Genomic DNA, 19602 nt, shown 5'->3' with positions numbered 1-19602 from the left:
CCCATGACGCTGCAGCCGATCAGGTGGCGGAGCGGCACTGCTTCGAAGGGCCTGGAGCCCTGCACGACTGCGCTGCTCGCAGCACTCCGGTGACCAACGCTGCCGGTCCGCCGCACAGGACAGGCGCCTGGAGACCTCGAGATGCTCGCCCCAGCTGTGCGGGTGCAAGGCCCGGATCGATCCGCCCGCGACAGTGACATCACGGGCACTCAGGCCGTGAGAAGACGCGCGGCGAGGTCGTCCGGTGTGTCCAGCACGAGGTCTGCCCGCGCCGATGCGTCATAGAGGTGTCCCCATCCGGCCGCCGCCGCGAGCGCGCCCGCACGCCGGGCCGCTTCCAGGTCGGTGGGCGCGTCCCCGACGTACACACATGCTCCGGTGGGCACTCGGAGGAGGGAGCAGGCGCGCTGGATGCCTTGGGGGTCGGGTTTGGGCCGTTCGATCTCGTCGCCTCCGACGACGACCGGGAAGTGGTCCCGCAGCCCGGCGGCGCTCAGCAGGATGTCGGCGGCGCGCCGGCTGGCCCCGGTGAAGACGGCCATGGGCACGAGGTGTCGGAGCCGGTCGAGCGCGGCCTCCACTCCCGGGCAGGTGGTCACCCGTGCGGCACACCGGGCGAGGATCTCGTGGTAGAGATCCACTTCCTCGTCGCGGCACGGACGCTCCAGCATGCGGCTCAGCATGGCGCGCGGTGGTCCGAGCGAGTAGAGAGCGACGACCTCCGCGCGGCTGTGCACGGCCCCTCCCAGTGCCGTGACCGTCTCGATGAACGCGTCCGGCACCGCCGACGAGGAGTCGATGAGCGTGCCGTCCATGTCCCACACGACGGCGGACGGACTCCGGTCAGGGAGGGGTTCCCGCATCTGGCAGTGTCCTTTCCGGCAAGGCGCGTGATGGCGTCCGCGTCAGGAGGTGGTCATGCCGCCGTTGACATGGATGATCTGACCTGTGATCTCCGTGGCCTCGGGCGAGGCCAGGAAGGCCACCGCGTCGGCCACCGCCGATGCCTCCTGGAAGCGCCCGAGAGGAATCGCGGCCAGAGTCCGCTGCCGTACGTCGTCCGCGGTGACTCCCAGCAGTTCCGCCTGCCGCGAGAAGTCGCGTTCGATCATCTCCGTTTCGATGATGCCCGGGCACACCGCGTTCACGCGGACGTGCGGCGCCAGCTCGAGTGCCATGCACTTGGTGAGTCCGATGAGCGCTGCCTTGGACGTGGCGTAGTGGGAGACCAAGGCCTGCCCCTGGTGGCCGGCCTGGCTCGAGATGTTGATGACGGCGCCGCCACGGCCTGCCATGCCCCCGGCGATGTGCTGGGACAACAGGAAAGGGCCGCGGACGTTGACGGCCAGGACGTCGTCGAGGTCCGCCACCGGCACATCGAGGAAACGGTGGAGCGTCGCGATGCCCGCATTGTTCACCAGCACGTCGACCTCACCGAGCAGCTCCTCGATACGGGGTGCGGCGGCGCTCACCTCCTCGACGGAGCCCATGTCGAACCCCAGGCCGTAGGCCTTTCCCGGCCCCTCCTCGGACAGCGCCTGCGCCGTGCTGAGTGCGGACTCCTCGGTCCTCCCCGTCACGACGACCGTGGCTCCTTCCGAGACCAGCCGGCGGCCGATCGCCTCGCCGATGCCCCGAGTTCCCCCGGTGACCACACACTTCATGCCGGAAAAGCGGTGCATGTCCCCTCCTTGTCCACAGTGGGCGTGCTCAAGAGACGGCCTTCACAGCGTGCCGCAGGCACCGCAGCGCACGTTCCGGAACCGACCAGGGAAGGTCGAGTACGGCCTCGTCGAACCCGGCCTGTCGCGCGGCGACCGCGGCGGCCACCACCTCGGCGTCCGATGCGCGCGAACAGTTGATCTTGAGGATGCTGGTGAACGGACCCGACCGCGAGTACGTCTTCCGCAGCTCGGTGATCTCCGCCAGACGGGGCTGGAAGGCGGTCACCGAGGAAGCGTCGGCGTCCGTGACCGGCAGCCAGCCGTCACCCACCCGCGCTGCCCGCCTCCTCGCCGCGGCGCTCGCACCGCCCACGAGGACCGGCGGACCGGGCTCCTGCAAGGGCCGGGGTTCCATGACCAAGCCAGGCGGTGTCGTGAAGTGCCGGCCGTCGAATCCGTCGACTCTCCCCGTCCAGCAGGCTCGCAGCAGCCGGATGCACTCCTCCATTCGTGACGTACGTTGCTCGAAGCTGTAGCCGAGTGCGTGCATCTCCTCGGCGAGCCAGCCGGCGCCGACCCCGAGCGTCAGCCGCCCTCCTGACAGGACGTCTATGGTCGCCACGGCCTTGGCCACCTCGACGGGGTGACGCTGCGGCAGCACCAGTACGGCCGTGCCCAGGCGGGCGGTGGTGGTGACGGCGGCGACATGGGCGAGGGAGGCGAATGCCTCCAGCTGAGGCTCGCTGACGTCCCAGGTGATGTGCCCGTCGGCACTGTACGGATACGACGACCGAGCGCCTGCGACCATGGCCAGGTGGTCATTGACCCACAGGGATGCGGCGCCCTCCTCCTCCGCGTGTTGCGCCGCAGACGCCAGGCCCGGGCTGAAGGCCTCGCGTGATGCCGTCGGCAGGGAGATACCGATCTTCATGTCCGGGACGCCCTTCCTCATCGGCCTTCGGCCCATGCCGCGCAGGGGCCGAACCGGCGATGTGGGGTCGTGGCCTCGTAGGGGAGCCGGGAAGGCAGGCTGATCAACTCCATCTGCATCCCCCACGGTGTGAGGAAGTACAGCCAGCGGTCGCCCGCGATGGGCCCGTGCGGGACCGTCCGAGGTTCCCCGAGCAGCCGCACACCGGGCTGACGGCGCAGGTAGTCGGCGGCGGCGTCGATGTCCCGCACGTAGAAGGCGATGTGGTGCCCGCCGTAGTCGCTGTTGCGCGGCATACGACGGATCTGGTCGGGGGCCGAGTACTGGAACAGCTCGATGTTCGTGACCGGCCCCAGCCGGAGCATCGCGATGTCGGCGGTCGCCCGGGGATGGACGTTGAGCGCCTCCGCCATCCACTCGTCGTCCGACTGGACGGTCTCCTCCTGGTAGAGCAGTTCGGCTCCGAGGACGTCGACGAAGAAGCGCACCGCCTCGTCCAGGTCGGGCACGGTGTAAGCGATGTGGTCGACGTTGGTCGCGGTGGGGATGCCCCTCGCCGGGCTCACCGGCTGGGCGAGGTCCCCGGCAGAGCCGGTGGGTGGGGCGGCGGGAGCGTGGGAATCCTGCACGGGGATTCTCCTCCTCGTGGGAACGTCAGTGGGCCTGGCAGGTGTCGGCGTCCGGCACATCGGACGTGGGCGCGCTCAGCGACGGGGCGCGGTGCGGAAGACGGCGCGCCACCGAGTCCGGCACACACGTCACGACGATGACCTCGCAGGTCCCGGCGGCCGACAGGAGGCCCGGGACACCGGCCGGCAGGAGGACGGCGTGCTCCGCGGGCACCGGGTGCACCGTGTCGTCGGTGCCGTTCCGGAAGCACGCCCGACCGCTGACGACGTACCACAGGGTTTCGGTGCGGTCCTCCGGGTCGGCGCTCAGCGTCCCGCCGTCCTCCAGGACGACATGGTCGATCGACTCGCACTCGCTGAACAGCATTCCGCGCCGGGCCACGGACCGCCACCGCCGCACGGCTCCGTCGTGAACGATCACCGTGGTGGCGGCACCGCGCTCGGTCACGATCACCGCAGGTCGCCGCCTTCCGAAGGCTGAAGGGGGATCGCAAAGCTGGCGCAGACCACCCGGAGTCCTTCCGCGTCCGCGTCGAGCCGCAGATCCTCGCCGCCGGAGGTGGTGACCGCCGTGCCCTGCCGTACGGGCACGGTCACGGACTGGGCAGACGCCGAACCCTGCCCGTCCAGCACGAAGACGGTGTGCTCGAAGCCACGACCGGGCAGGTCCAGCGACGCACCGGGTACCACGCGCAGCATGCGGATGCGGCGCAGAGGGCCTTGGAGTACGGGCCTTGGGTCGACGTCGAGTTCCCGGCCGAGGTCGACGACCGTCGCCCTGCCCGCGGGCACCTGCATGGATGTGATCTCCTTTCGCTGGGAACGGGCGAGCGTGACGGTCCTGGGCGCGGGAACCTCCAGTGTCAGCCAGCTCAAGGGCTCGCTTCCGACGTTGCGCAGGCCGTGCGTGGCGCCCAGCCCGGTCAGGATCAGCTCGCCCGCCCGCACCCGCTGCGGACGGCCGTTGAGGAGGGCTTCTCCCTCCCCGGTCAGCAGGACGTAGACCTCCTCGGTCCTGCTGTGCAGATGCTCGCCGCTCAGCCCGCCGGGAGGGACACAGGCCCATTCGACCGCCTCGTACGGGCCGCGCAGTCCCTTGCCGCCGGCGAGCGACCTCCAGCGGGTCAGTCCGGCGGCTCCGTGGACGCCGTAGACGCTGGAGGGCATGTCGAGGTCTGCGACCAGGAGTTCACCTGGCATCGAGACCTCCCGCGGCGAGCGTGTCCACGGCCCGGGCGATCTCCTCGGGCGTCACGTCGTTGACGAAGCGGGCGTCGCCGATGCCAACCGGCAGCGGCAGCCGCTGATAGCCGTCACGATGGCGGACGGTGTCCTCCAAGGCCGTGATCAGACTCGTCGCGTCGCACACCGGGTGGTACTGGGGCAGGCGCAGCCGTCGCATGACCCGGCCGATCCGGGAAGTGTCCTGTTCGGTCACGAGCCCGCGGCCATGCGCGATGACCGTCGTCAACGCCATGTCCACGTTGACCGCCTCCCCGTGCAGCAGGTCGGGGAGGGCACGCATCTCGATGCTCGGGCTGAAGGTGTGGCCGTAGTCGACCAGACGGTGCAGCTCGTGCTCCCAGAGATTGGGCTGAAGCTCCTGCAGCATGCCGTGGATCGCTCGTTCCAGCACTTGCTGACCCGTGTCGTCCTGGACGGACGTGGGCTGCAGCCGCGTCCTCAGCAACTCGGGTCCGTGCGCCTCCAGCAGCTCGAACAGCTCCCGGTCCTTGATGAGTGCGATCTTCAGGATCTCGGCGAGTCCGTTGCAGACGTGACGCTCGTCCAACGTCCGCAGGAACGTCTTGTCGAGGAGGGCCAGAGCAGGAGCGAAGTAGGTGCCCAGCCGGTTCTTGTGGCTTTCGAAGTTGACGCCCGTCTTGACGCCCACCCCCGCGTCCACGATGCCGATGAGGGTCGTGGGTACCCGCACATAGGGTGTGCTGCGCCGGTAGAGACTGGCCGCGAAGCCGACGATGTCCAGCAGCACGCCGCCGCCGACGGCGATGACGGGATCGTGCCGGCGCGATATACCGAACTTGTCCAGTTCCTTGACGACCCGGGTGACGCTGTCCATGGTCTTGCTCCGCTCCTCGACGGCGAGCGTGCAGAACCACGGCTCCAGGCGGTGCGCCTCGAAGTAGGCCCGCAGGCGCCGGCCGTAGTGGGCCTCGACATTGGCGTCGATCACGACGAACCTGCGGTGGTCGGTGCGTTCCGTGACGCCCGCCTCGGCCAGATCGCTGCGGGACGGATCCAGTAAGTCGTCGACCATGCGGACCTCGTACTGAACGGGTTTCTCCGCCCGGACGAGCCACGTCGGCTCGCGCTCGCCCTGCCGGACGAGTCCGGTGATGCCGTGCTGAGGCACACGGGAGGTACGAGGGGCGGGGCGCACGGCGCTTTCCATGTCGCGGTGTCCAATCTGATGTCGGCGGTGACTTGCCTGTCCGGTCACGTCCACGCGGGTGGACGAGCGTCCAGCACCTGTCCGGAGACGTGCCGGGACTCGGGACTCAGGAGGAAGCGGGCGGAGGGGAGGTTGTCGCGGACATCGGGCAGCGGGGGATAGTGCGCGTCCTTCCCCAGTGCCTCCTCCTTCCGCCGCAGGTGTTCACGTGCCAGCGGTGTCTCGGCGGCGATGCCGAGGGCGTTCACCCGGACGCCGCTGTCGGCGAGCTCCTCGGCCAGGCAACGCACGTGTTGTTCGAGTGCGGCCTTCGCCGCGCAGTAGGCGGCGAGCATGTCCACGGGCACGCGAGCCCCACGCGACCCGATGGCCACGATGCTCCCGCGGCCCGACCGGACCATGGCAGGGATCACCTGACGGATGCACCGCACGAACCCGAGGAAACTGACGTCCAGGACTCGTTCGACCTCGTTGACGGGGACCTCCCACCCGTACCCGACTGCTGACGCGTCGGACGGGCAGTACACGAGCCCATAGGGGGCCGGGTAGCCGGTCTGCACACGGGCGAAGAATTCGGCCACACTCTCGTCCGAGGTGACGTCGATCCGGTGGTACTCCACCTCCTTTCCGAGATCCACGGGAGTACGGGCACCAGCCAGCACGGGGATGCCGTCGGCGGCCAGGTCCTGGGCGAGCGCGGCGCCGAAGCCGCTGCTCGCGCCGATGACAACGATGGGCGGTGTGCTCACGGTCAGTCCTTGAGGTGAGTGGTGTGACAGGGGCCCGGAGGGTCAGAGGCACTGGAGCAGCTCGCCGTACAGCGAGCAGTAACCCCGGAACTCGTGTCCGACGAGGAACCGTTCGGCGCAACGGCTGTGGGCGGCAGTGCCGAGCCGTTCGCGCAGCGTGTCGTCTCGCAGCAGCCGCAGCACCGCCTTGCCGAACGTCCTCAGGTCGCGCGGATCGTCGACCAGCAGACCCTCGTGGCCGTCCCGGATCTGCGTCGGAATGCCGCCCACCGCGCTGGCCACGATCGCCTTGCCCTTCCACATGGCCTCGGTGACGGTGAGGCCGAACCCTTCCTTCAGGCTCTTCTGGAGGACGACGTCGGCACGCGTCTGCAGAGCGTTGACGACGCGTGCGTTGGCTTCCGCGTCCTTGAGGGACAGGTTCACGAGATGAACCCGCTCGCGGACCGGTGCGGGCAGCAACCGCCAAGTGTCCACCACGGAGCCGTGGATGGCGGCTCCCTCCGGATCGTCCGGGATGTCCGCGGGTTCCGGCCCGGCAAGCACCAGGTGGGCGTCGGGCCGGGCCGGCGCCACGTGGTCGGCGAAGGTGCGCAGCACACCGGTCATGTCCTTGAGCGGATCCCACCGGGACACCTGGAGGATCACGGGGGCTCCGGGAGGCAGCTGTTGCTCCTGAAGGACGTGCGCTGCACGAGCAACAGCCCGGTCCGGGGTGCTCGGCGAGCCGGCGGATGCGGGAGCCCTCTGCAGGCCGATGGCGCTCAACAGGGCCTGGACCTCGGCGCCGTCCAGGCGGAGGTTCTTCGGGGCGGACGGATCGATCGACGGTGGAAGAACGACGATTCTCTCGCGCTCCATCCACGGCGGGGCGTAGCCGGCCACGGAGAACCCGCAGCGCACGGGCGCGCTCAGGTACGGCTCCAGGAACCGCCAGGTCTCCTGGGTGGCCTCGGCGTGCAGGGTGGTACCGATGTGGCAGCGCCAAGCCACTCGCAGTCCCAGGTCGGCAAGGTGGGGGGCGAGGCCGAGGGTCTGCGGGTCGTGGAGGACGCAGAGGTCGCCGGGCGCCACCCGGCCGAGGAGTTGCTTCGCCTGGCTCCGGGCGGTCGTCTCGTAGACATTGCGCTCGGCCGGACCGAGCTCGCCCACCGGGTCCGGACTGCCGTGCAGTCGATGGTGCAGCCGTTTCGTCACCGCGAAGAAGTCCGGCTCACCGGTGAGGACCAGCCATCTGGCGCGCAGTCCGTGGTGGTTGTGGAGCCGGATGGACCGGTGCAGCAACTCTGCCACGCCACCGCCGGTGGCCGTGCTGTTCATGTGCCAGACCGTGCGGTCCCCCACGAGGTCGGCCAACCTCGCGGGAAGGGCACCGGGCGTGGTGCGGATATCTCCGGAGAATGCTGAGTCGACTTCGTCGACCAACGTATGCAAGACCATCACCTTTTCGGAGGATCGGTCAATTGAGGAGGGCGGCCAGAAGGCCTGCGCTGAGAGATGTCCCTGATTGCTACAGCTGATGCATTCACGCAGAAAACATGCGTCCAGGAACGACGGCGTCGATCGTAGATTGACCTTTTCGTGAGTGTCAAGCATCCACTATCGGTCAGAATTGATCGAGCCTTTCCGTTGTGGACGGCAAGCGCTTCGAAGGGTGTTCGTCATTCCGAACGTCTCTCCGTGGAGTGGGTTGACCTGCGGTGATGGCGCGTCGTCGGCGATGCTCAGGAGGGAGGGGCGGTGGTGAGCCGTGTTCTTTGGTCACAGGAGGAGTATGGGTGGCGGTCGGGCCTATTCGAGCGATCCTGGCCATAATCGGACGCTCGCCCTGATTCCTCGTCTGGTGACGCCCGACGTCGGGGCACTAGCCTTGCAAACCGTTCCGTACACGATTTCGAAAGGGATCGTGCATCCGAAGAGGAGAATCTGTGGTGAGTTCCTCGAAAAGTCGGGTAATAGCTGTCACGGGCGGTCTCGGATTCGTGGGCAAGAACCTGGTGCGGAGTCTGGCCGCCGCTGGGCATCAGGTCCGGGTGCTCGACATCGCGAGCGAGGACCGGGTGGGCACGCTGCCGGCGCGGGTGTCGTACCGCGAGGCCGACCTCCGTGACGGACGGCGGACCTCGGAGGCTCTCGCGGACGCCGATCTCGTCTTCCACCTCGCCGGAAACTCCAGCGGGACCGTGTCGGTGGAGGACCCCCGGCTGGACTTCGAGACGAACGCCCTCGGAACCTTCAATGTCTGCGAGGCCCTGCGCGAGAAGGAGGGCAGTCGTCTCGTCTACCTGTCGTCGGCCATGACCTACGGGCAGCCGCAGCGCTTTCCCATCGCCGAGGACCACCCCGTCGCCCCCTACTACCCCTACGGAGCGTCCAAGCTCTCCGGCGAGCTCACCGTGAAGGCCTTCGTCGAGACCTACGGGCTCTCGGCGGTCATCGGACGCGCCTTCGTCATCTACGGGCCCGGTGAGGACCCTCGACGGGCCGGCGCGGAGGTGGGGCAGTACCTGCGCTGGCATCTGAACGGCCTGCCCATCGAGGTGACCGGTGACCCCGACCGTAAGACGAGGGACTTCGTCCACGTCAGTGACATCGTTGCCGGACTGACCCTCATCGCCGACGCGGGCGAGGACGGTGAGGTCTACAACCTCGGAACGGGGGAGGAGACCTCGCTGGCCGAACTCGTGACGGCCATCGGGCGCGTGTCCGGGAGTGTTCCCGACACAGTCGTGAACGACAGCATCACCGACGACACCTACCGGCTGGTGGCCGACATCTCCAAGCTCCGCGGACTGGGGTACAAACCGTCCGTCCCACTGGACAAGGGTCTGACGGATCTGATCCAGCATCTCGGGGATCATCCGGCGCCGCCCATGCTCGACACCATCTTCCGGCCCTCGCAGCGCGACGCGAGGAGCGCGTCGTGAAGGGCCGGCACCGCCCGATGGACACCGACTGGTGGCGGACGGCCGTCATCTACCAGATATATCCCCGCAGCTTCGCCGACTCCGGCGGCGACGGCATCGGTGACCTCGCCGGCATCACGGGACGCCTCGATCACCTCGTCGACCTCGGGGTCGACGCGGTGTGGATCTCGCCGTTCTACCGCTCGCCGATGCGGGACTTCGGCTACGACGTCAGTGACCACCGTGCGGTCGATCCGCTCTTCGGTGACCTGGATGATTTCCGGCGGCTGCTGGGAGAGGCCCACCGACGGGGCCTCCGCGTGCTGGTGGACCTGGTGCCCAATCACACCTCCAGCGACCACCCCTGGTTCCAGGAGTCCGCCGAAGGCAGGGACAGCGCTCGCCGTGACTGGTACGTGTGGCGCGACCCGGCGCCGGGCGGCGGCCCTCCCAACAACTGGCTCAGCGTTTTCGGCGGCGGCCCGGCCTGGACCTTCGACGAGCGTTCCGGTCAGTACTATCTGCACTCCTTCCTGCCCAGCATGCCGGACCTCAACTGGCGCAACCCCGCGGTCGAACAGGCCATGTTCGACGTGGTCCGGTTCTGGCTCGACCTGGGCGTGGACGGCTTCCGTGTCGACTGCGCCCACTTCGTCATGAAGGATCCGCTCCTCCGTGACAATCCGCCGGCCGCGCAGGGCGCCCAGGCGATGCACCGGCCCTACGGCGCATACGACGAGCAGGTCCATGTGCATGACAAGGGCCACGCGGATGTGCATGCGGTCTACCGCAGGCTCCGTGCCCTGCTCGACTCCTATACGGGCGGGTCCAGTCGGATAGCCATCGGGGAGGTCCATGTCTTCGACTGGGAGGAGTGGGCCGGCTACTACGGTGCGGAGCTCGACGAACTGCACATCCCTTTCAACTTCGGCCTCCTCCGGGCGAAATGGGATGCCGCAGAGGTGACGGAGCTCGTCAGGGCCGTGGAACAGGCACTGCCGCCGGGCGCCTGGCCGAACTGGGTGGTGGGCAACCACGACGAACCCCGCGTCGCCTCCCGGCTGGGGGCCGCCCAGGCGCGCGTCGCGATGCTCCTGACGCTCACCCTGCGCGGCACCCCCACCCTGTATTACGGCGACGAACTCGGACTGCCCGATGCCCATGTCCCGCCGCACCTCGCCCAGGACCCCTGGGCGAGGACGGCGGCGGGCCTCGGTCTGGGACGGGATCCGCAGCGCTCGCCCATGCTGTGGCACAACGCGCCGAACGCCGGCTTTACGGCGGACACGGCAACGCCCTGGCTTCCCCTGGCCGCTGACCCCGCGACGCACAGTGTGGCGGCGCAGTGGGAGCGGCCGGGCTCCATGCTGCTGTTCACGCGGTCGGCACTGCACCTGCGTCGTTCCCTGCCCGCTCTGCACCGGGGGGACCAGAGGCTGCTGGACGCGCTTCCGGATGGCGTGGTCGGCTACGTCAGGTACGCGGGCCGGACAGCGGCCCTGGTTCTGCTGAACCTCACGGGGTCCGAGATACGCGTCTCCCGGAAGGTGCTTGACGGTCTCCGCGGTTTCGAGGAGTTGCTCGGGCACGTGCTGCACACCGTCCTGTCGACTGTCGACCGGCCCGCGGGCCGGGTCGAGTGGCCCCTGCTGCTCCGCGGGAACGAGGGGCTGGTGCTGGTCCCGCCCGCCGCTGCCGACGGTTCAGCCACCGGCGGATCCGGTGCTGTCGAAGCGGCAGAAGACGGCGGTTGAGTCGTCACTGGCCTTGTAGCGAGGCCACCGCTCACCGCTCGGATCGGTCGACTCGGCCTGCCGGACACGGGAGATGAGCTCGTCGGGGCCGTCGGCCTCGAGGAGATCCAGCAGGCCGGCCCAGTCGGTGAGCCGGTAGTCCTCGGCGAGGCAGGAGGCCCCGTCGCTCAGGACGGCCGCTCGGGTGACCTCCGCGCGCGGCACCGATCCCGTCACGGCGTTGGTGGCCGCAGCGGGGTTCGCCGCGGCCACCCAGTAGCCGTCCGGGACGTTGCGGTGCGGGCGCTGCGCGGCGACCAGTCGGCTGACGGCCTGCTGATGTTCGGGGGTGCCGATCCGGTGCCGGGTGGTCTCCTTGTGCTCCTGCTGGGCATAGCCGTCCACGCGCAGGTCCGAGAACACCTTCAGGCCCCGGGGCCCGTCGAGCAGGATCACCGAGTCGAAGATCGACAGATGGTCGACGGTGTCGGCGCCCTCCCGCACCAGAGCCACCGAACAGGAGGGGGTTCCGAGGTGGGAGAGGTCGCAGGTGTCACGGTGAAGGTCGGCCACCCGGGTGATGGCCTCGGCCACGCAGTCGGCCAGCGGAGCCTCCGGTCGACACGTCGCCTCGCGCAGCAGCTGCGTACCCAACCGACTCACGAACCAGGGAGTGCCGTGAATGCAGCCGGACCCCAGCTCGGGCGGCGAGGTCAGTCCGTCCAGGACGAGCGCGACGCGTGGACTGACCGCCAGGAAGTCCTCGTTGGGCTTGTGTGCGGAGCCCGCGACGGAGGCGAACGACACGTGCATGGAGGGGTTCCTTTCCGGGCGGCCTCAGGACTGGGCCGGCCCTTCGTTGTGCTCGACCTCGAACGTCACGTCGAGTGCGTATCGGTCTCCGATGTACCTCGACTCCGTCCACTCGAGTGGGTCGCCCTGCTGGTCGAGGATGAGCCGTTGCTCGACGAGAAGTGCCCGGCCCGGATCGAGCCCGAGCAGCTCGGCCTCCAGGTCGCTGGCGTTGTCGGCGGACAGCGAGGCGTGGCCGATGGTGGGGACGTACCCCAGGTCCCGCAGCGTCTCGTGGAGCGACTCACTGGCCAGGTCGTGGTCCAACAGGCCGGCGACGGACAGGGGGAAGACGGAGCGTTCGAGGGCGATGGGGACTGTGTCGGCCAGTCGCACCCGCGTGACGGCCACGACGTGAGCGCCCTTTTCGAGTCGCAGTCTCGAGAGTTCGGTGTCACGGCCGGCCCGCGTCTGGGCGGCCACGACCCGGGAGGAGGGGTGTTTGCCCTGCGCCCGCATCTCCTGGCTGAACCTCACCAGGCTGTCGGCGCGACGGCGGGTGGGCGGGACGGCCACGAACGTACCGCGTCCCGACTCGCGATAGACGAGACCGTCGGCCACGAGCCGCATGACGGCAGCTCGCGCCGTCATGCGACTGACCTGGAATTCCTTCGCGAGCTCGGCCTCGGAGGGCAGGGCGTCATGAGGCTGGAGTTCCTGGATTTGGGCTCGCAGCGCCTGCTCGATCATGTAGTAGCGGGGTGCGAAGTCCGGGCGCACATGGTTGGTCACGCAAGCAGTCTATACAGCTATCCCTGTAGCAGCCAGTGTTACCCGTGTGGCTGATAGTGATGGACGCGCTTGACATGTATATGCACTTGTCATTTAACTCGGGCCCCGGCTCGATCGGTTGTCCCTGCTGAGGTGGTCTGCCGCCGGTTCGTTGCTCATGGTCCGGCACAGTGCGCGCGGCCCGCCTCACGCGTCGCGCCACAACGGCGGGTGCGGCCGATGCAGCGTCACCCGGACGTCGGAAGCGCCCCGACGCTCCGGTGTTCTGCCCCGTTCCTCTCCGACCCCATGTCCCTCCGGCGCGGCCTGCCGTGCGGGCTCGCCACCGTCCCAAGGGAGTCAGGTTCCAGATGTACGCCTACACGATGAGTCAGCCGGGACAGCTGCGGCTGGGATCCGTCGCGGACCCCGTGTGCCAGCCGGACGAGGTGGTTCTCCGCACGGAAGCGGTGTCGATCTGCTCGACGGACGTGTCCTACTTCCGGGGACACCTTTCGTCACAGACCTGGCCCCTCGTACCGGGCCACGAGTACGTCGGCAGGATCGTCGAGGTCGGCAGCCGCCTCGCGGACGTGCTGCGGCCGGGCGACCGGCTGTGCTACTGGGGGCAGACGGACTTCGGCGGCATGGCGGAGTTCCGCGCCATCCGCCCTCTGCTCCCCGGCCAGTCGGAGCGCGAGACCACCTGGTTCACGGAGCGCGGCTTCACCGACGCCGATCAGGCGGCCGCCGTGGTCGTCCCTTCCCATCTGCCGTCCGGACTGGCGACGGCCCTGGAGCCGCTCACCTCGGTCCTGCGCTCCCTGCTGAGCAACCCCCCACGCCCCGGGGACACGTGCGCCGTGCTCGGGTGCGGCCCGAGCTCGGTGCTCGCGGTCCAGGTCCTCCGCCACCACCTGGGCGCCGACGTGATCGTCCTCGACCGGGACGAGAACCGGTTGCGGACGGCCCTGCGCTGCGGCGCCCGCCGCGGGTTCAACCCCGTTCGGCAGGCCGGCGAGATCGCGCAGCTCATCGGCGACACCCAGGGGAAGGTGGTCGACTACGTCTTCGACGCCCTCCCGCACATCGATGCCGGAACGGGCGTCGACGTCCGGGAACTGGCCATGGGCATGCTGCGCCCGGGCGGCACCTACGTGTTGTACGGCGCGAGCGCGCTGCCGCAGCAGATCAGCACCTGGCTGATCCTGGCCAAGGGGCTCGAGCTCCGCGCGGCTCCCTTCGACGTGGCAGCCTTCCCCATGGCCCGGTCGGCGCGCGTGCTCGAACTGGCTGTCAGGCTGGTGACCAGCGGACTCGTGGACGTGCGACCGGTGTTCACCAAGACGGTCGACCTGCGTGACGAAAAGGGCGTCGTCGAGGCGTTCGAACGCTACGGCCGGGACGGCGCGATGAAGACCTCCATGGTCACGTACGCGCAGGAGCCCGCGCTCGAACCTCTCGGTGCCGTCCCGGCCCAGCGCGGGTCGCTGAATGGCGCGGGGGCGCAGGCGGAGGTCCTCGCCTCCCAGGGGTGAACGCGGAACCGCGACGCCTGTCCGTCTCGGTGTTGACTGTATAGACAACCAGCCCGATATCCTTTCGGCGGAAGTCGGGCTGCCGACCGATCCAGGGGGCACTGCATGGACGAACCCGAAATCTGCCTCATCGTGCGCCGCTTCACCATCGGGGGACTGGAGAGAGTCGTACTGCTGCTCGCCAACGAGCTCTCCGCCCGGGGGCGGCGGGTGCACGTGATCATCCTGGACCCCGTCGGCCTCCGAGCCATGATCACCGAGATGGCCCCCGAGGTGACGATCCATGTGCTGAGCGGTAGCTGGGCCGGCCGCCTCGGCCGCCTCCGCGAGCTCACCCGAGGACGCATCGCACACTTCCACCCGGCGGACGGCAGGATCCACCCCACTGTCCGCTGGGCCCTGCGCGGACATCCGGGCGTCTTCGTCACCTACCACAGTGACTACACACCGGTCCGCAACCGGTTGACGAACATGCTGGACCGGGCGATCACCGGCCGTAGCCGCGGAGTCGTGGCCTGCTCGAAGTCCGTCGAGGACTTCTGCCTCAGGGAGGTCCGCCTCCCGGCGGGCCTCGTCACCGTCGTCGACAACGCCGTCCCGGCACCGTCGGCCGGCTCGGTCCGCGTCGAGCGTGACGGCGTGTTCACCCTGGTGGCGGTGGCCACGATGAACCCGCACAAGAACCACGTGGGGCTCCTCCAGGGCTTCGCCCTGGCCAGGAGGCGCGGACACCGCCTCCGGCTGCGGCTCATCGGTGACGGTCCCGCGGTCGCCGAGGCCTTCGGAGCCGCTGCCGAACTCGGCGTCAGTGCGGACGTCGAGTGGTACGGAGGGCTGTGGCAGAGCTCTGTCGTCGGCGCCCTGCTGAGCGCGAGCGACGCCTTCGTGTCGGCCAGCCGCAACGAAGGGCTGCCCATGTCCGTGCTCGAGGCGCTCCAGCACGGGCTGCCGATGGTCCTTTCGGACATCTCCCCGCACCGCGACGCGGCCGCGGACGCGGCCGTCTACTTCGACCCCGACGCCCCGGCGCAGTTCGCCGACCGGCTGGCGGAACTGCTGGACGCGGACGCCCACCGGCGCCACGCCGCGGCGTCCCGCCGCAGGTCCGCCCTGTTCAGCGCGGAAGAGTTCACCGAACGCCATCTGAAGCTGTACGACGCCGTCCGGTTCCCCGAAGGAACTGGTCGTCCCACCGACCGGCGAGCGATGCGCCGTCAGGAGCTGTCATGAAACTACTCGTCACCGGAGGCGCCGGCTATGTGGGCAGCACGGTCGCTGCCCGTCTCGTGGCGGCCGGACACACCGTCGTCGTCCTCGACGACCTCTCCACGGGGCACGCCGACGCGGTGCCGGCCGGGAGCGAACTCGTCGTGGCCAGTCTGCGCAAGGGCGCGGCCGACGTGCTCGCCGACGGATCCTTCGACGCCGTACTGCACTTCGCGGCGAAGTCGGTCACCGGCGAGTCGGTGGCGAGACCCGGCTACTACTGGGACCAGAACCTCGGCGAGTCACTTGCGCTGTTCGACGCGATGCGGCGGGCCGGCGTCGGCCGGATCGTCTTCTCCTCCACCGCGGCAACCTACGGGAACCCCGAGAACACCCCGATCAGGGAAACGGACCCGACCCGCCCCGTCAGCCCCTACGGCGCGACCAAGCTGGCCATCGACACCGCCCTCTCCTCCTACGCGGAGCTCCACGGCTTCGGCGCGGTGAGCCTGCGCTACTTCAACGTGGCGGGGGCCCACGAAGGGCTGGGCGAGCGGCACGAGCCCGAGACGCACCTCATCGCCAACGTCCTGGCCGTCGCGCTGGGCCACAAGAGCGAGGTGTCGCTGTTCGGAACCGACTACCCCACCCCCGACGGCACCTGCGTCCGCGACTACATCCACGTGTCCGACCTGGCCGAGGCCCATCTGCTCGCCCTGAACGCGTGCGAGCCCGGTCGGCACCGCGTGTACAACCTCGGCAGCGGGTCGGGGCACTCGGTGGCGGAGGTGATCGAGGTCTGCCGAAAGGTCACCGGACATCCGATCCCCGTCCGCACGTGCCCCCGGCGGGACGGCGATCCGTCCGTCCTGGTGGCCTCCTCCGAGAAGATCTTCCGCGAGCTCGGCTGGACCGCCGAACGGGACCTGCTCACCATGGTCTCCGACGCCTGGGCCTTCGCCCGCTCCCTCCCGCACCCGGATCAGACCTGATCTGCCCGTTCCCGTTCCCGTTCCAAGGCACCACACGTGCGAATCGAAAGGGAAGCGATCCAGGATGAGTGCGCGATTACCATCCGAGCACGCCGTCGCGGTCGAGCACGCGCTCAAGACGCTGACGCACAACCGGCGTACCGGAAGCATGGACGGCTTCACGTACGACTTCACCTGCCCCTCGCCGAGCAGCTACCCGTTCCAGTGGGCGTGGGACAGCTGCTTCCACGCCATCGCCCTCGCCCGGACGGACACCGCCCGGGCGCGCGCCGAGATCGAGTCCCTCCTGCACGGCGTCGACGTCCACGGTTTCCTGCCCCACATGCTGCTGTGGCAGGAGGATCTGCGGGCGCGCGCCTCCCAGGACTTCCGGATGGCCGTCTGGGACGGCTGGAAGTCCGTTTCCCTGGCTCCTCCGGTGCTGGCCAGAGCGATCGAGCGGATCCACGAGGTCGACGGGGACGAGCAATGGCTGCACCAGGTACTTCCCGTGACCTGCCGTTACTACGACTGGCTGCACAGGACCCGACGCACCGGCACCGGCCTGCTGGCCATCCACCACCCCGACGAGTCCGGACTCGACTCCAGCCCCAAGTACGACACGGCCCTCGGCATCGAGTCCGGCACCGGACCGGAGGTGGCCCGCGCCTGGCACGCCAGGATGAGCGACATCCTCGCCGCCTACAGCCCCGGCCGCAGACCGGACAGCGATCTGAGCCGGCACGGGCGGTTCCACTGGGCCGACGTCCTCTTCAACTCCATCTACGCCGACGGCCTGGCGCGGCTCGCCCGCCTGGTCGCCCGTGCGGCGACCTACGGCCCCGACGCCGGCCGGCGGTTCGCCGAACGGGCCGAACAGGTCTCCGCCGCTTTGATGCGGGAGTGCTGGGACTCCGAGAAGGGCTGCTTCCACGATCTGGACCTCCTCGCCGCCCGCCGTGAGGAGACCCTGACCATCAGCTCCCTGTTCCCCGTCATCGTCGAGCACATCCCCGATCCCGTCGCCCGCCGGGTCATCGACGACCACCTGACCAACACGGACGAGTTCTGGCTGCCCTACCCGCTGCCCAGCGTCGCCGCGAACGAGCCCGCCTTCGATCCCGACTTCACCACCGAAGCGATCTTCCGGGGCTCCAGCTGGGTCAACCTCAACTGGTACCTGTACTGGGGCCTGCGGGCCCGGGGGGCGCGGGAAGCCGCCGGCGTTCTTGCCGCCCGCACCATCGCGGTCGCCGCCTCGGCCGGGATGCGGGAATGCTACGGACCCTACAGCGGACAGGGGCACGGCGCCGTCTCGTTCGGCTGGAGCAGCCTCGTCCTCGACCTCATCGACGCGGAAGCCCGGGAACCCGGAGGTGAGCGATGACCAACTGGGGTTTCCTGGGAGCGGGCTCCATCGCACGCACCAGTCTCGCTCCGGCGGTGCACCGGCATGCAGGATCCGCCCTCCACACGGTCGCCTCCCACAGCCCGGACCGGGCCCGGGCTCTCGGCCCGAAGACCGTCACCCGGGACTACGCCCGCGTCGTCGAGGACGACGCAGTCGACGTGGTCTACATCTGCCTGCACAACAGCGCACACGCGCAGTGGGCGATCCGTGCGCTCGAGGCGGGCAAACACGTCCTCTGCGAGAAGCCGCTGGGCCTCACCGCCGAGGAGACGCACGAGATGGCCCGGACCGCCACCCGGTGCGGGCGGCTCCTCGTGGAGGCGGTGTGGAACCGCTGGCACCCCAGGACCCGGGACGTGGAACGGTTTCTGGCCGAGGGGGTGATCGGTGAGGTACGTGAGGTGATCGCGGAGTTCCACGGTGACGTGCCCGCGGAGGACAACTACCGTTGGGACCCTGCCCTGGGCGGGGGAGCACTGCTCGATGTCGGTTGCTACGCCGTGAGCGCCGCCCTCGCTGCCTTCTCCTGGCAGCCGCCCCGTGCCGTTCACGCCGATCTGTTCGTCGACCGTCCCGGACAGGCGGACGCGCGCGTCGACACTGTGCTGGCGTTCCGCGGCGGTGTGGCCCGGGTCGGCGCCGCCTTCACCCGCCGGCAGCGGCAGCGCCTGGAGATCCGGGGGAGTGAGGGGTGGATCCGGGCGGGTCAAGACGCCTTCACCGCCGGCGCCCGGCCGGTCCAGCTCTGGGTGAACTCTTCGGGAGCGACCCGCAACCACACCTATTCCGCCGTCGATCCCTACCAGCTCATGGTCGCCGAGGTCTCGTCGGCCGTGGCGGGCGACCCGGCATACCTGGTGCCGTTGGAGCAGTCCCTCGCGGTCGCCGAGGCCCTGCAGGGCATCCGCCGGGCCGCGTCCGCAAGTAAGCGCACACAAGACCAGCACCGCCGTACCAGTGACGCGATATCTGATTCGTCGAAGGGAAGTGGCGCATGATCCCGAGCCAGGTGTTCCACACCGCCATCGTTCCTGCCGCAGGGCTGGGGACCCGCTTCCTGCCGGCCACCAAGTCCGTCCCCAAGGAACTGCTGCCCGTCCTGGACACGCCGGGCATCGAACTCGTGGCCGCAGAAGCGGCCGATGCGGGCGTCGAACGGCTGATCATCGTCACAGCGCCCGGCAAGGACGCCGTCGCCCGCCACTTCGAGCGCGACCACGACCTGGAACGGATACTCCACGCACGGAACAAGCCCGCGCTGGCGGCCAAAGTGCAGCGGGCGTCGAACCTGCTCAGGATCGAGACCGCCCTGCAGCACGAACCTCTGGGCCTCGGTCACGCCGTCGCCTGCGCCGAGCCGGCGCTCACCGGACGCGACGAGGCAGTGGCCGTGCTCCTCCCGGACGACCTCGTGTTCCCCTCGGACGTCCTGACGCGCATGGCGGCCGTCCGCCGACGCTACGGCGGCACCGTCCTCTGCGCCTTCACCGCTCCGCGGGAACAGCTGTCGGCCTATGGCGTCTTCGACCTGACCGACACCGATGACGCCCGGGTGAAGAAGGTGCGCGCCATGGTGGAGAAGCCGGACCCGCAGGACGCGCCCTCGACGTTCGCCTGCGCCGGACGCTACCTCCTGGACCGCGCGGTGTTCGAACCCCTCAAACGTCTGCAGCCCGGCATCCGGGGGGAGATCCACCTCACCGACGCCATCAGCGAACTCATCGACGACGGACACCCGGTACACGTCGTCGTGCACACCGGCAGGCGCCACGACGTGGGCAATCCCGCCGGGATGGTGCGCGCCGCCGTGGACCTGCTGCTGGAGGACCCGGACAGCGGAGCGGACTTCAGGGACTGGCTGCGCACCCGCGTGGGTGCAGACCGGTAG

The 19602-nt window shown here is 69.4% G+C and carries 19 protein-coding genes; 8 read left to right on the top strand and 11 right to left on the bottom strand.

Going from position 1 to position 19602, the window contains the following annotated elements; all coding sequences use genetic code 11:
* Window positions 1–209: 209 nt before the first annotated feature.
* From FGW31_RS05355 to FGW31_RS05315, 9 genes are read right to left on the bottom strand one after another with little or no spacing between them, the layout of a single operon-like run.
* Window positions 210–863, bottom strand: coding sequence for an HAD family hydrolase (locus FGW31_RS05355; RefSeq protein ID WP_142192170.1), 654 nt, complete (start codon window positions 861–863; stop codon window positions 210–212).
* A gap of 42 nt (window positions 864–905) precedes the next feature.
* Window positions 906–1682, bottom strand: a complete 777-nt coding sequence (locus FGW31_RS05350; protein ID WP_142192169.1) for an SDR family NAD(P)-dependent oxidoreductase — start codon at window positions 1680–1682, stop codon at window positions 906–908.
* A 28-nt stretch (window positions 1683–1710) separates the two neighbouring features.
* Window positions 1711–2595 carry a TIGR03619 family F420-dependent LLM class oxidoreductase gene (locus FGW31_RS05345; RefSeq protein WP_182674473.1) on the bottom strand — a complete coding sequence of 295 codons (885 nt, stop codon included), beginning with the start codon at window positions 2593–2595 and terminating at the stop codon, window positions 1711–1713.
* Window positions 2596–2612: 17 nt separating this feature from the next.
* Entirely contained in the window at window positions 2613–3224 is a 612-nt protein-coding gene (locus FGW31_RS05340) for a VOC family protein (protein WP_233288521.1), read from the bottom strand.
* Between the two features lie 25 nt (window positions 3225–3249).
* Window positions 3250–3678 carry a cupin domain-containing protein gene (locus tag FGW31_RS05335; RefSeq protein ID WP_142192166.1) on the bottom strand — a complete coding sequence of 143 codons (429 nt, stop codon included), beginning with the start codon at window positions 3676–3678 and terminating at the stop codon, window positions 3250–3252.
* Complete coding sequence (locus tag FGW31_RS05330; protein ID WP_142192165.1) at window positions 3675–4424, bottom strand: cupin domain-containing protein; 750 nt, start codon at window positions 4422–4424, stop codon at window positions 3675–3677. The genes FGW31_RS05335 and FGW31_RS05330 overlap by 4 nt, the downstream gene beginning before the upstream one ends.
* Window positions 4414–5685, bottom strand: a complete 1272-nt coding sequence (locus FGW31_RS05325; RefSeq protein WP_233452398.1) for a sedoheptulose 7-phosphate cyclase — start codon at window positions 5683–5685, stop codon at window positions 4414–4416. Before FGW31_RS05325 ends, FGW31_RS05330 begins: the two co-directional genes overlap by 11 nt.
* Complete coding sequence (locus FGW31_RS05320; protein WP_161175672.1) at window positions 5682–6386, bottom strand: SDR family NAD(P)-dependent oxidoreductase; 705 nt, start codon at window positions 6384–6386, stop codon at window positions 5682–5684. The genes FGW31_RS05325 and FGW31_RS05320 overlap by 4 nt, the downstream gene beginning before the upstream one ends.
* 42 nt (window positions 6387–6428) lie before the next feature.
* The gene (locus FGW31_RS05315; protein WP_161175673.1) at window positions 6429–7706 is read right to left on the bottom strand and encodes a glycosyltransferase; all 1278 of its coding nucleotides are present in this window, start codon (window positions 7704–7706) and stop codon (window positions 6429–6431) included.
* Window positions 7707–8314: 608 nt separating this feature from the next.
* On the opposite strand from FGW31_RS05315, the gene FGW31_RS05310 reads away from it, so the two are divergent.
* Together FGW31_RS05310 and FGW31_RS05305 are read left to right on the top strand one after the other, a co-directional pair.
* The gene (locus tag FGW31_RS05310; RefSeq protein ID WP_310740008.1) at window positions 8315–9313 is read left to right on the top strand and encodes an NAD-dependent epimerase/dehydratase family protein; all 999 of its coding nucleotides are present in this window, start codon (window positions 8315–8317) and stop codon (window positions 9311–9313) included.
* Window positions 9310–11046 carry an alpha-amylase family glycosyl hydrolase gene (locus FGW31_RS05305; RefSeq protein ID WP_202432250.1) on the top strand — a complete coding sequence of 579 codons (1737 nt, stop codon included), beginning with the start codon at window positions 9310–9312 and terminating at the stop codon, window positions 11044–11046. The genes FGW31_RS05310 and FGW31_RS05305 overlap by 4 nt, the downstream gene beginning before the upstream one ends.
* On the opposite strand, the gene FGW31_RS05300 is transcribed toward FGW31_RS05305, so the two are convergent.
* Window positions 10996–11838: a hypothetical protein gene (locus FGW31_RS05300; RefSeq protein WP_142192161.1), complete on the bottom strand. Its 843-nt coding sequence runs from the start codon at window positions 11836–11838 to the stop codon at window positions 10996–10998. The two genes, FGW31_RS05305 and FGW31_RS05300, sit on opposite strands and share 51 nt — an antisense overlap.
* A gap of 24 nt (window positions 11839–11862) precedes the next feature.
* On the bottom strand, window positions 11863–12609 hold the full coding sequence (locus FGW31_RS05295) for a GntR family transcriptional regulator (RefSeq protein WP_202431928.1): 747 nt from the start codon (window positions 12607–12609) through the stop codon (window positions 11863–11865).
* A gap of 365 nt (window positions 12610–12974) precedes the next feature.
* On the opposite strand from FGW31_RS05295, the gene FGW31_RS05290 reads away from it, so the two are divergent.
* The 6 genes from FGW31_RS05290 to FGW31_RS05265 all read left to right on the top strand — a co-directional run bounded on the left by FGW31_RS05290 (window position 12975) and on the right by FGW31_RS05265 (window position 19602).
* Window positions 12975–14126 (top strand): zinc-dependent alcohol dehydrogenase, encoded by a 1152-nt coding sequence (locus FGW31_RS05290; protein ID WP_220450337.1) that lies wholly within the window; start codon window positions 12975–12977, stop codon window positions 14124–14126.
* A gap of 105 nt (window positions 14127–14231) precedes the next feature.
* A complete protein-coding gene (locus FGW31_RS05285; RefSeq protein ID WP_142192159.1) occupies window positions 14232–15356 on the top strand; it encodes a glycosyltransferase family 4 protein in 1125 nt (374 codons plus the stop codon).
* Window positions 15353–16324: a UDP-glucose 4-epimerase GalE gene (galE, locus tag FGW31_RS05280; protein WP_142192158.1), complete on the top strand. Its 972-nt coding sequence runs from the start codon at window positions 15353–15355 to the stop codon at window positions 16322–16324. The genes FGW31_RS05285 and galE overlap by 4 nt, the downstream gene beginning before the upstream one ends.
* A 64-nt stretch (window positions 16325–16388) precedes the next feature.
* A complete protein-coding gene (locus tag FGW31_RS05275; RefSeq protein ID WP_142192157.1) occupies window positions 16389–17690 on the top strand; it encodes an amylo-alpha-1,6-glucosidase in 1302 nt (433 codons plus the stop codon).
* Entirely contained in the window at window positions 17687–18712 is a 1026-nt protein-coding gene (locus FGW31_RS05270) for a Gfo/Idh/MocA family protein (protein WP_142192156.1), read from the top strand. Before FGW31_RS05275 ends, FGW31_RS05270 begins: the two co-directional genes overlap by 4 nt.
* The gene (locus FGW31_RS05265; RefSeq protein ID WP_142192155.1) at window positions 18709–19602 is read left to right on the top strand and encodes a UTP--glucose-1-phosphate uridylyltransferase; all 894 of its coding nucleotides are present in this window, start codon (window positions 18709–18711) and stop codon (window positions 19600–19602) included. The genes FGW31_RS05270 and FGW31_RS05265 overlap by 4 nt, the downstream gene beginning before the upstream one ends.

The sequence above is a fragment of the Streptomyces calvus genome (assembly GCF_006782915.1).
Classification (GTDB): Bacteria; Actinomycetota; Actinomycetes; order Streptomycetales; family Streptomycetaceae; genus Streptomyces; species Streptomyces calvus.
This window is presented reverse-complemented; position numbering and strand designations above follow the sequence as displayed.

What these genes read in the sequence shown, in the direction of transcription:
- FGW31_RS05355 (WP_142192170.1), bottom strand. Translation starts at nt 863, where the DNA reads ATGCGGGAACCCCTCCCTGACCGGAGTCCGTCCGCCGTCGTGTGGGAC.
- FGW31_RS05350 (WP_142192169.1), bottom strand. Translation starts at nt 1,682, where the DNA reads ATGCACCGCTTTTCCGGCATGAAGTGTGTGGTCACCGGGGGAACTCGG.
- FGW31_RS05345 (WP_182674473.1), bottom strand. Translation starts at nt 2,595, where the DNA reads ATGAAGATCGGTATCTCCCTGCCGACGGCATCACGCGAGGCCTTCAGC.
- FGW31_RS05330 (WP_142192165.1), bottom strand. Translation starts at nt 4,424, where the DNA reads ATGCCAGGTGAACTCCTGGTCGCAGACCTCGACATGCCCTCCAGCGTC.
- FGW31_RS05315 (WP_161175673.1), bottom strand. Translation starts at nt 7,706, where the DNA reads ATGAACAGCACGGCCACCGGCGGTGGCGTGGCAGAGTTGCTGCACCGG.
- FGW31_RS05300 (WP_142192161.1), bottom strand. Translation starts at nt 11,838, where the DNA reads ATGCACGTGTCGTTCGCCTCCGTCGCGGGCTCCGCACACAAGCCCAAC.
- FGW31_RS05290 (WP_220450337.1), top strand. Translation starts at nt 12,975, where the DNA reads ATGAGTCAGCCGGGACAGCTGCGGCTGGGATCCGTCGCGGACCCCGTG.
- FGW31_RS05285 (WP_142192159.1), top strand. Translation starts at nt 14,232, where the DNA reads ATGGACGAACCCGAAATCTGCCTCATCGTGCGCCGCTTCACCATCGGG.
- galE (WP_142192158.1), top strand. Translation starts at nt 15,353, where the DNA reads ATGAAACTACTCGTCACCGGAGGCGCCGGCTATGTGGGCAGCACGGTC.
- FGW31_RS05275 (WP_142192157.1), top strand. Translation starts at nt 16,389, where the DNA reads ATGAGTGCGCGATTACCATCCGAGCACGCCGTCGCGGTCGAGCACGCG.
- FGW31_RS05270 (WP_142192156.1), top strand. Translation starts at nt 17,687, where the DNA reads ATGACCAACTGGGGTTTCCTGGGAGCGGGCTCCATCGCACGCACCAGT.
- FGW31_RS05265 (WP_142192155.1), top strand. Translation starts at nt 18,709, where the DNA reads ATGATCCCGAGCCAGGTGTTCCACACCGCCATCGTTCCTGCCGCAGGG.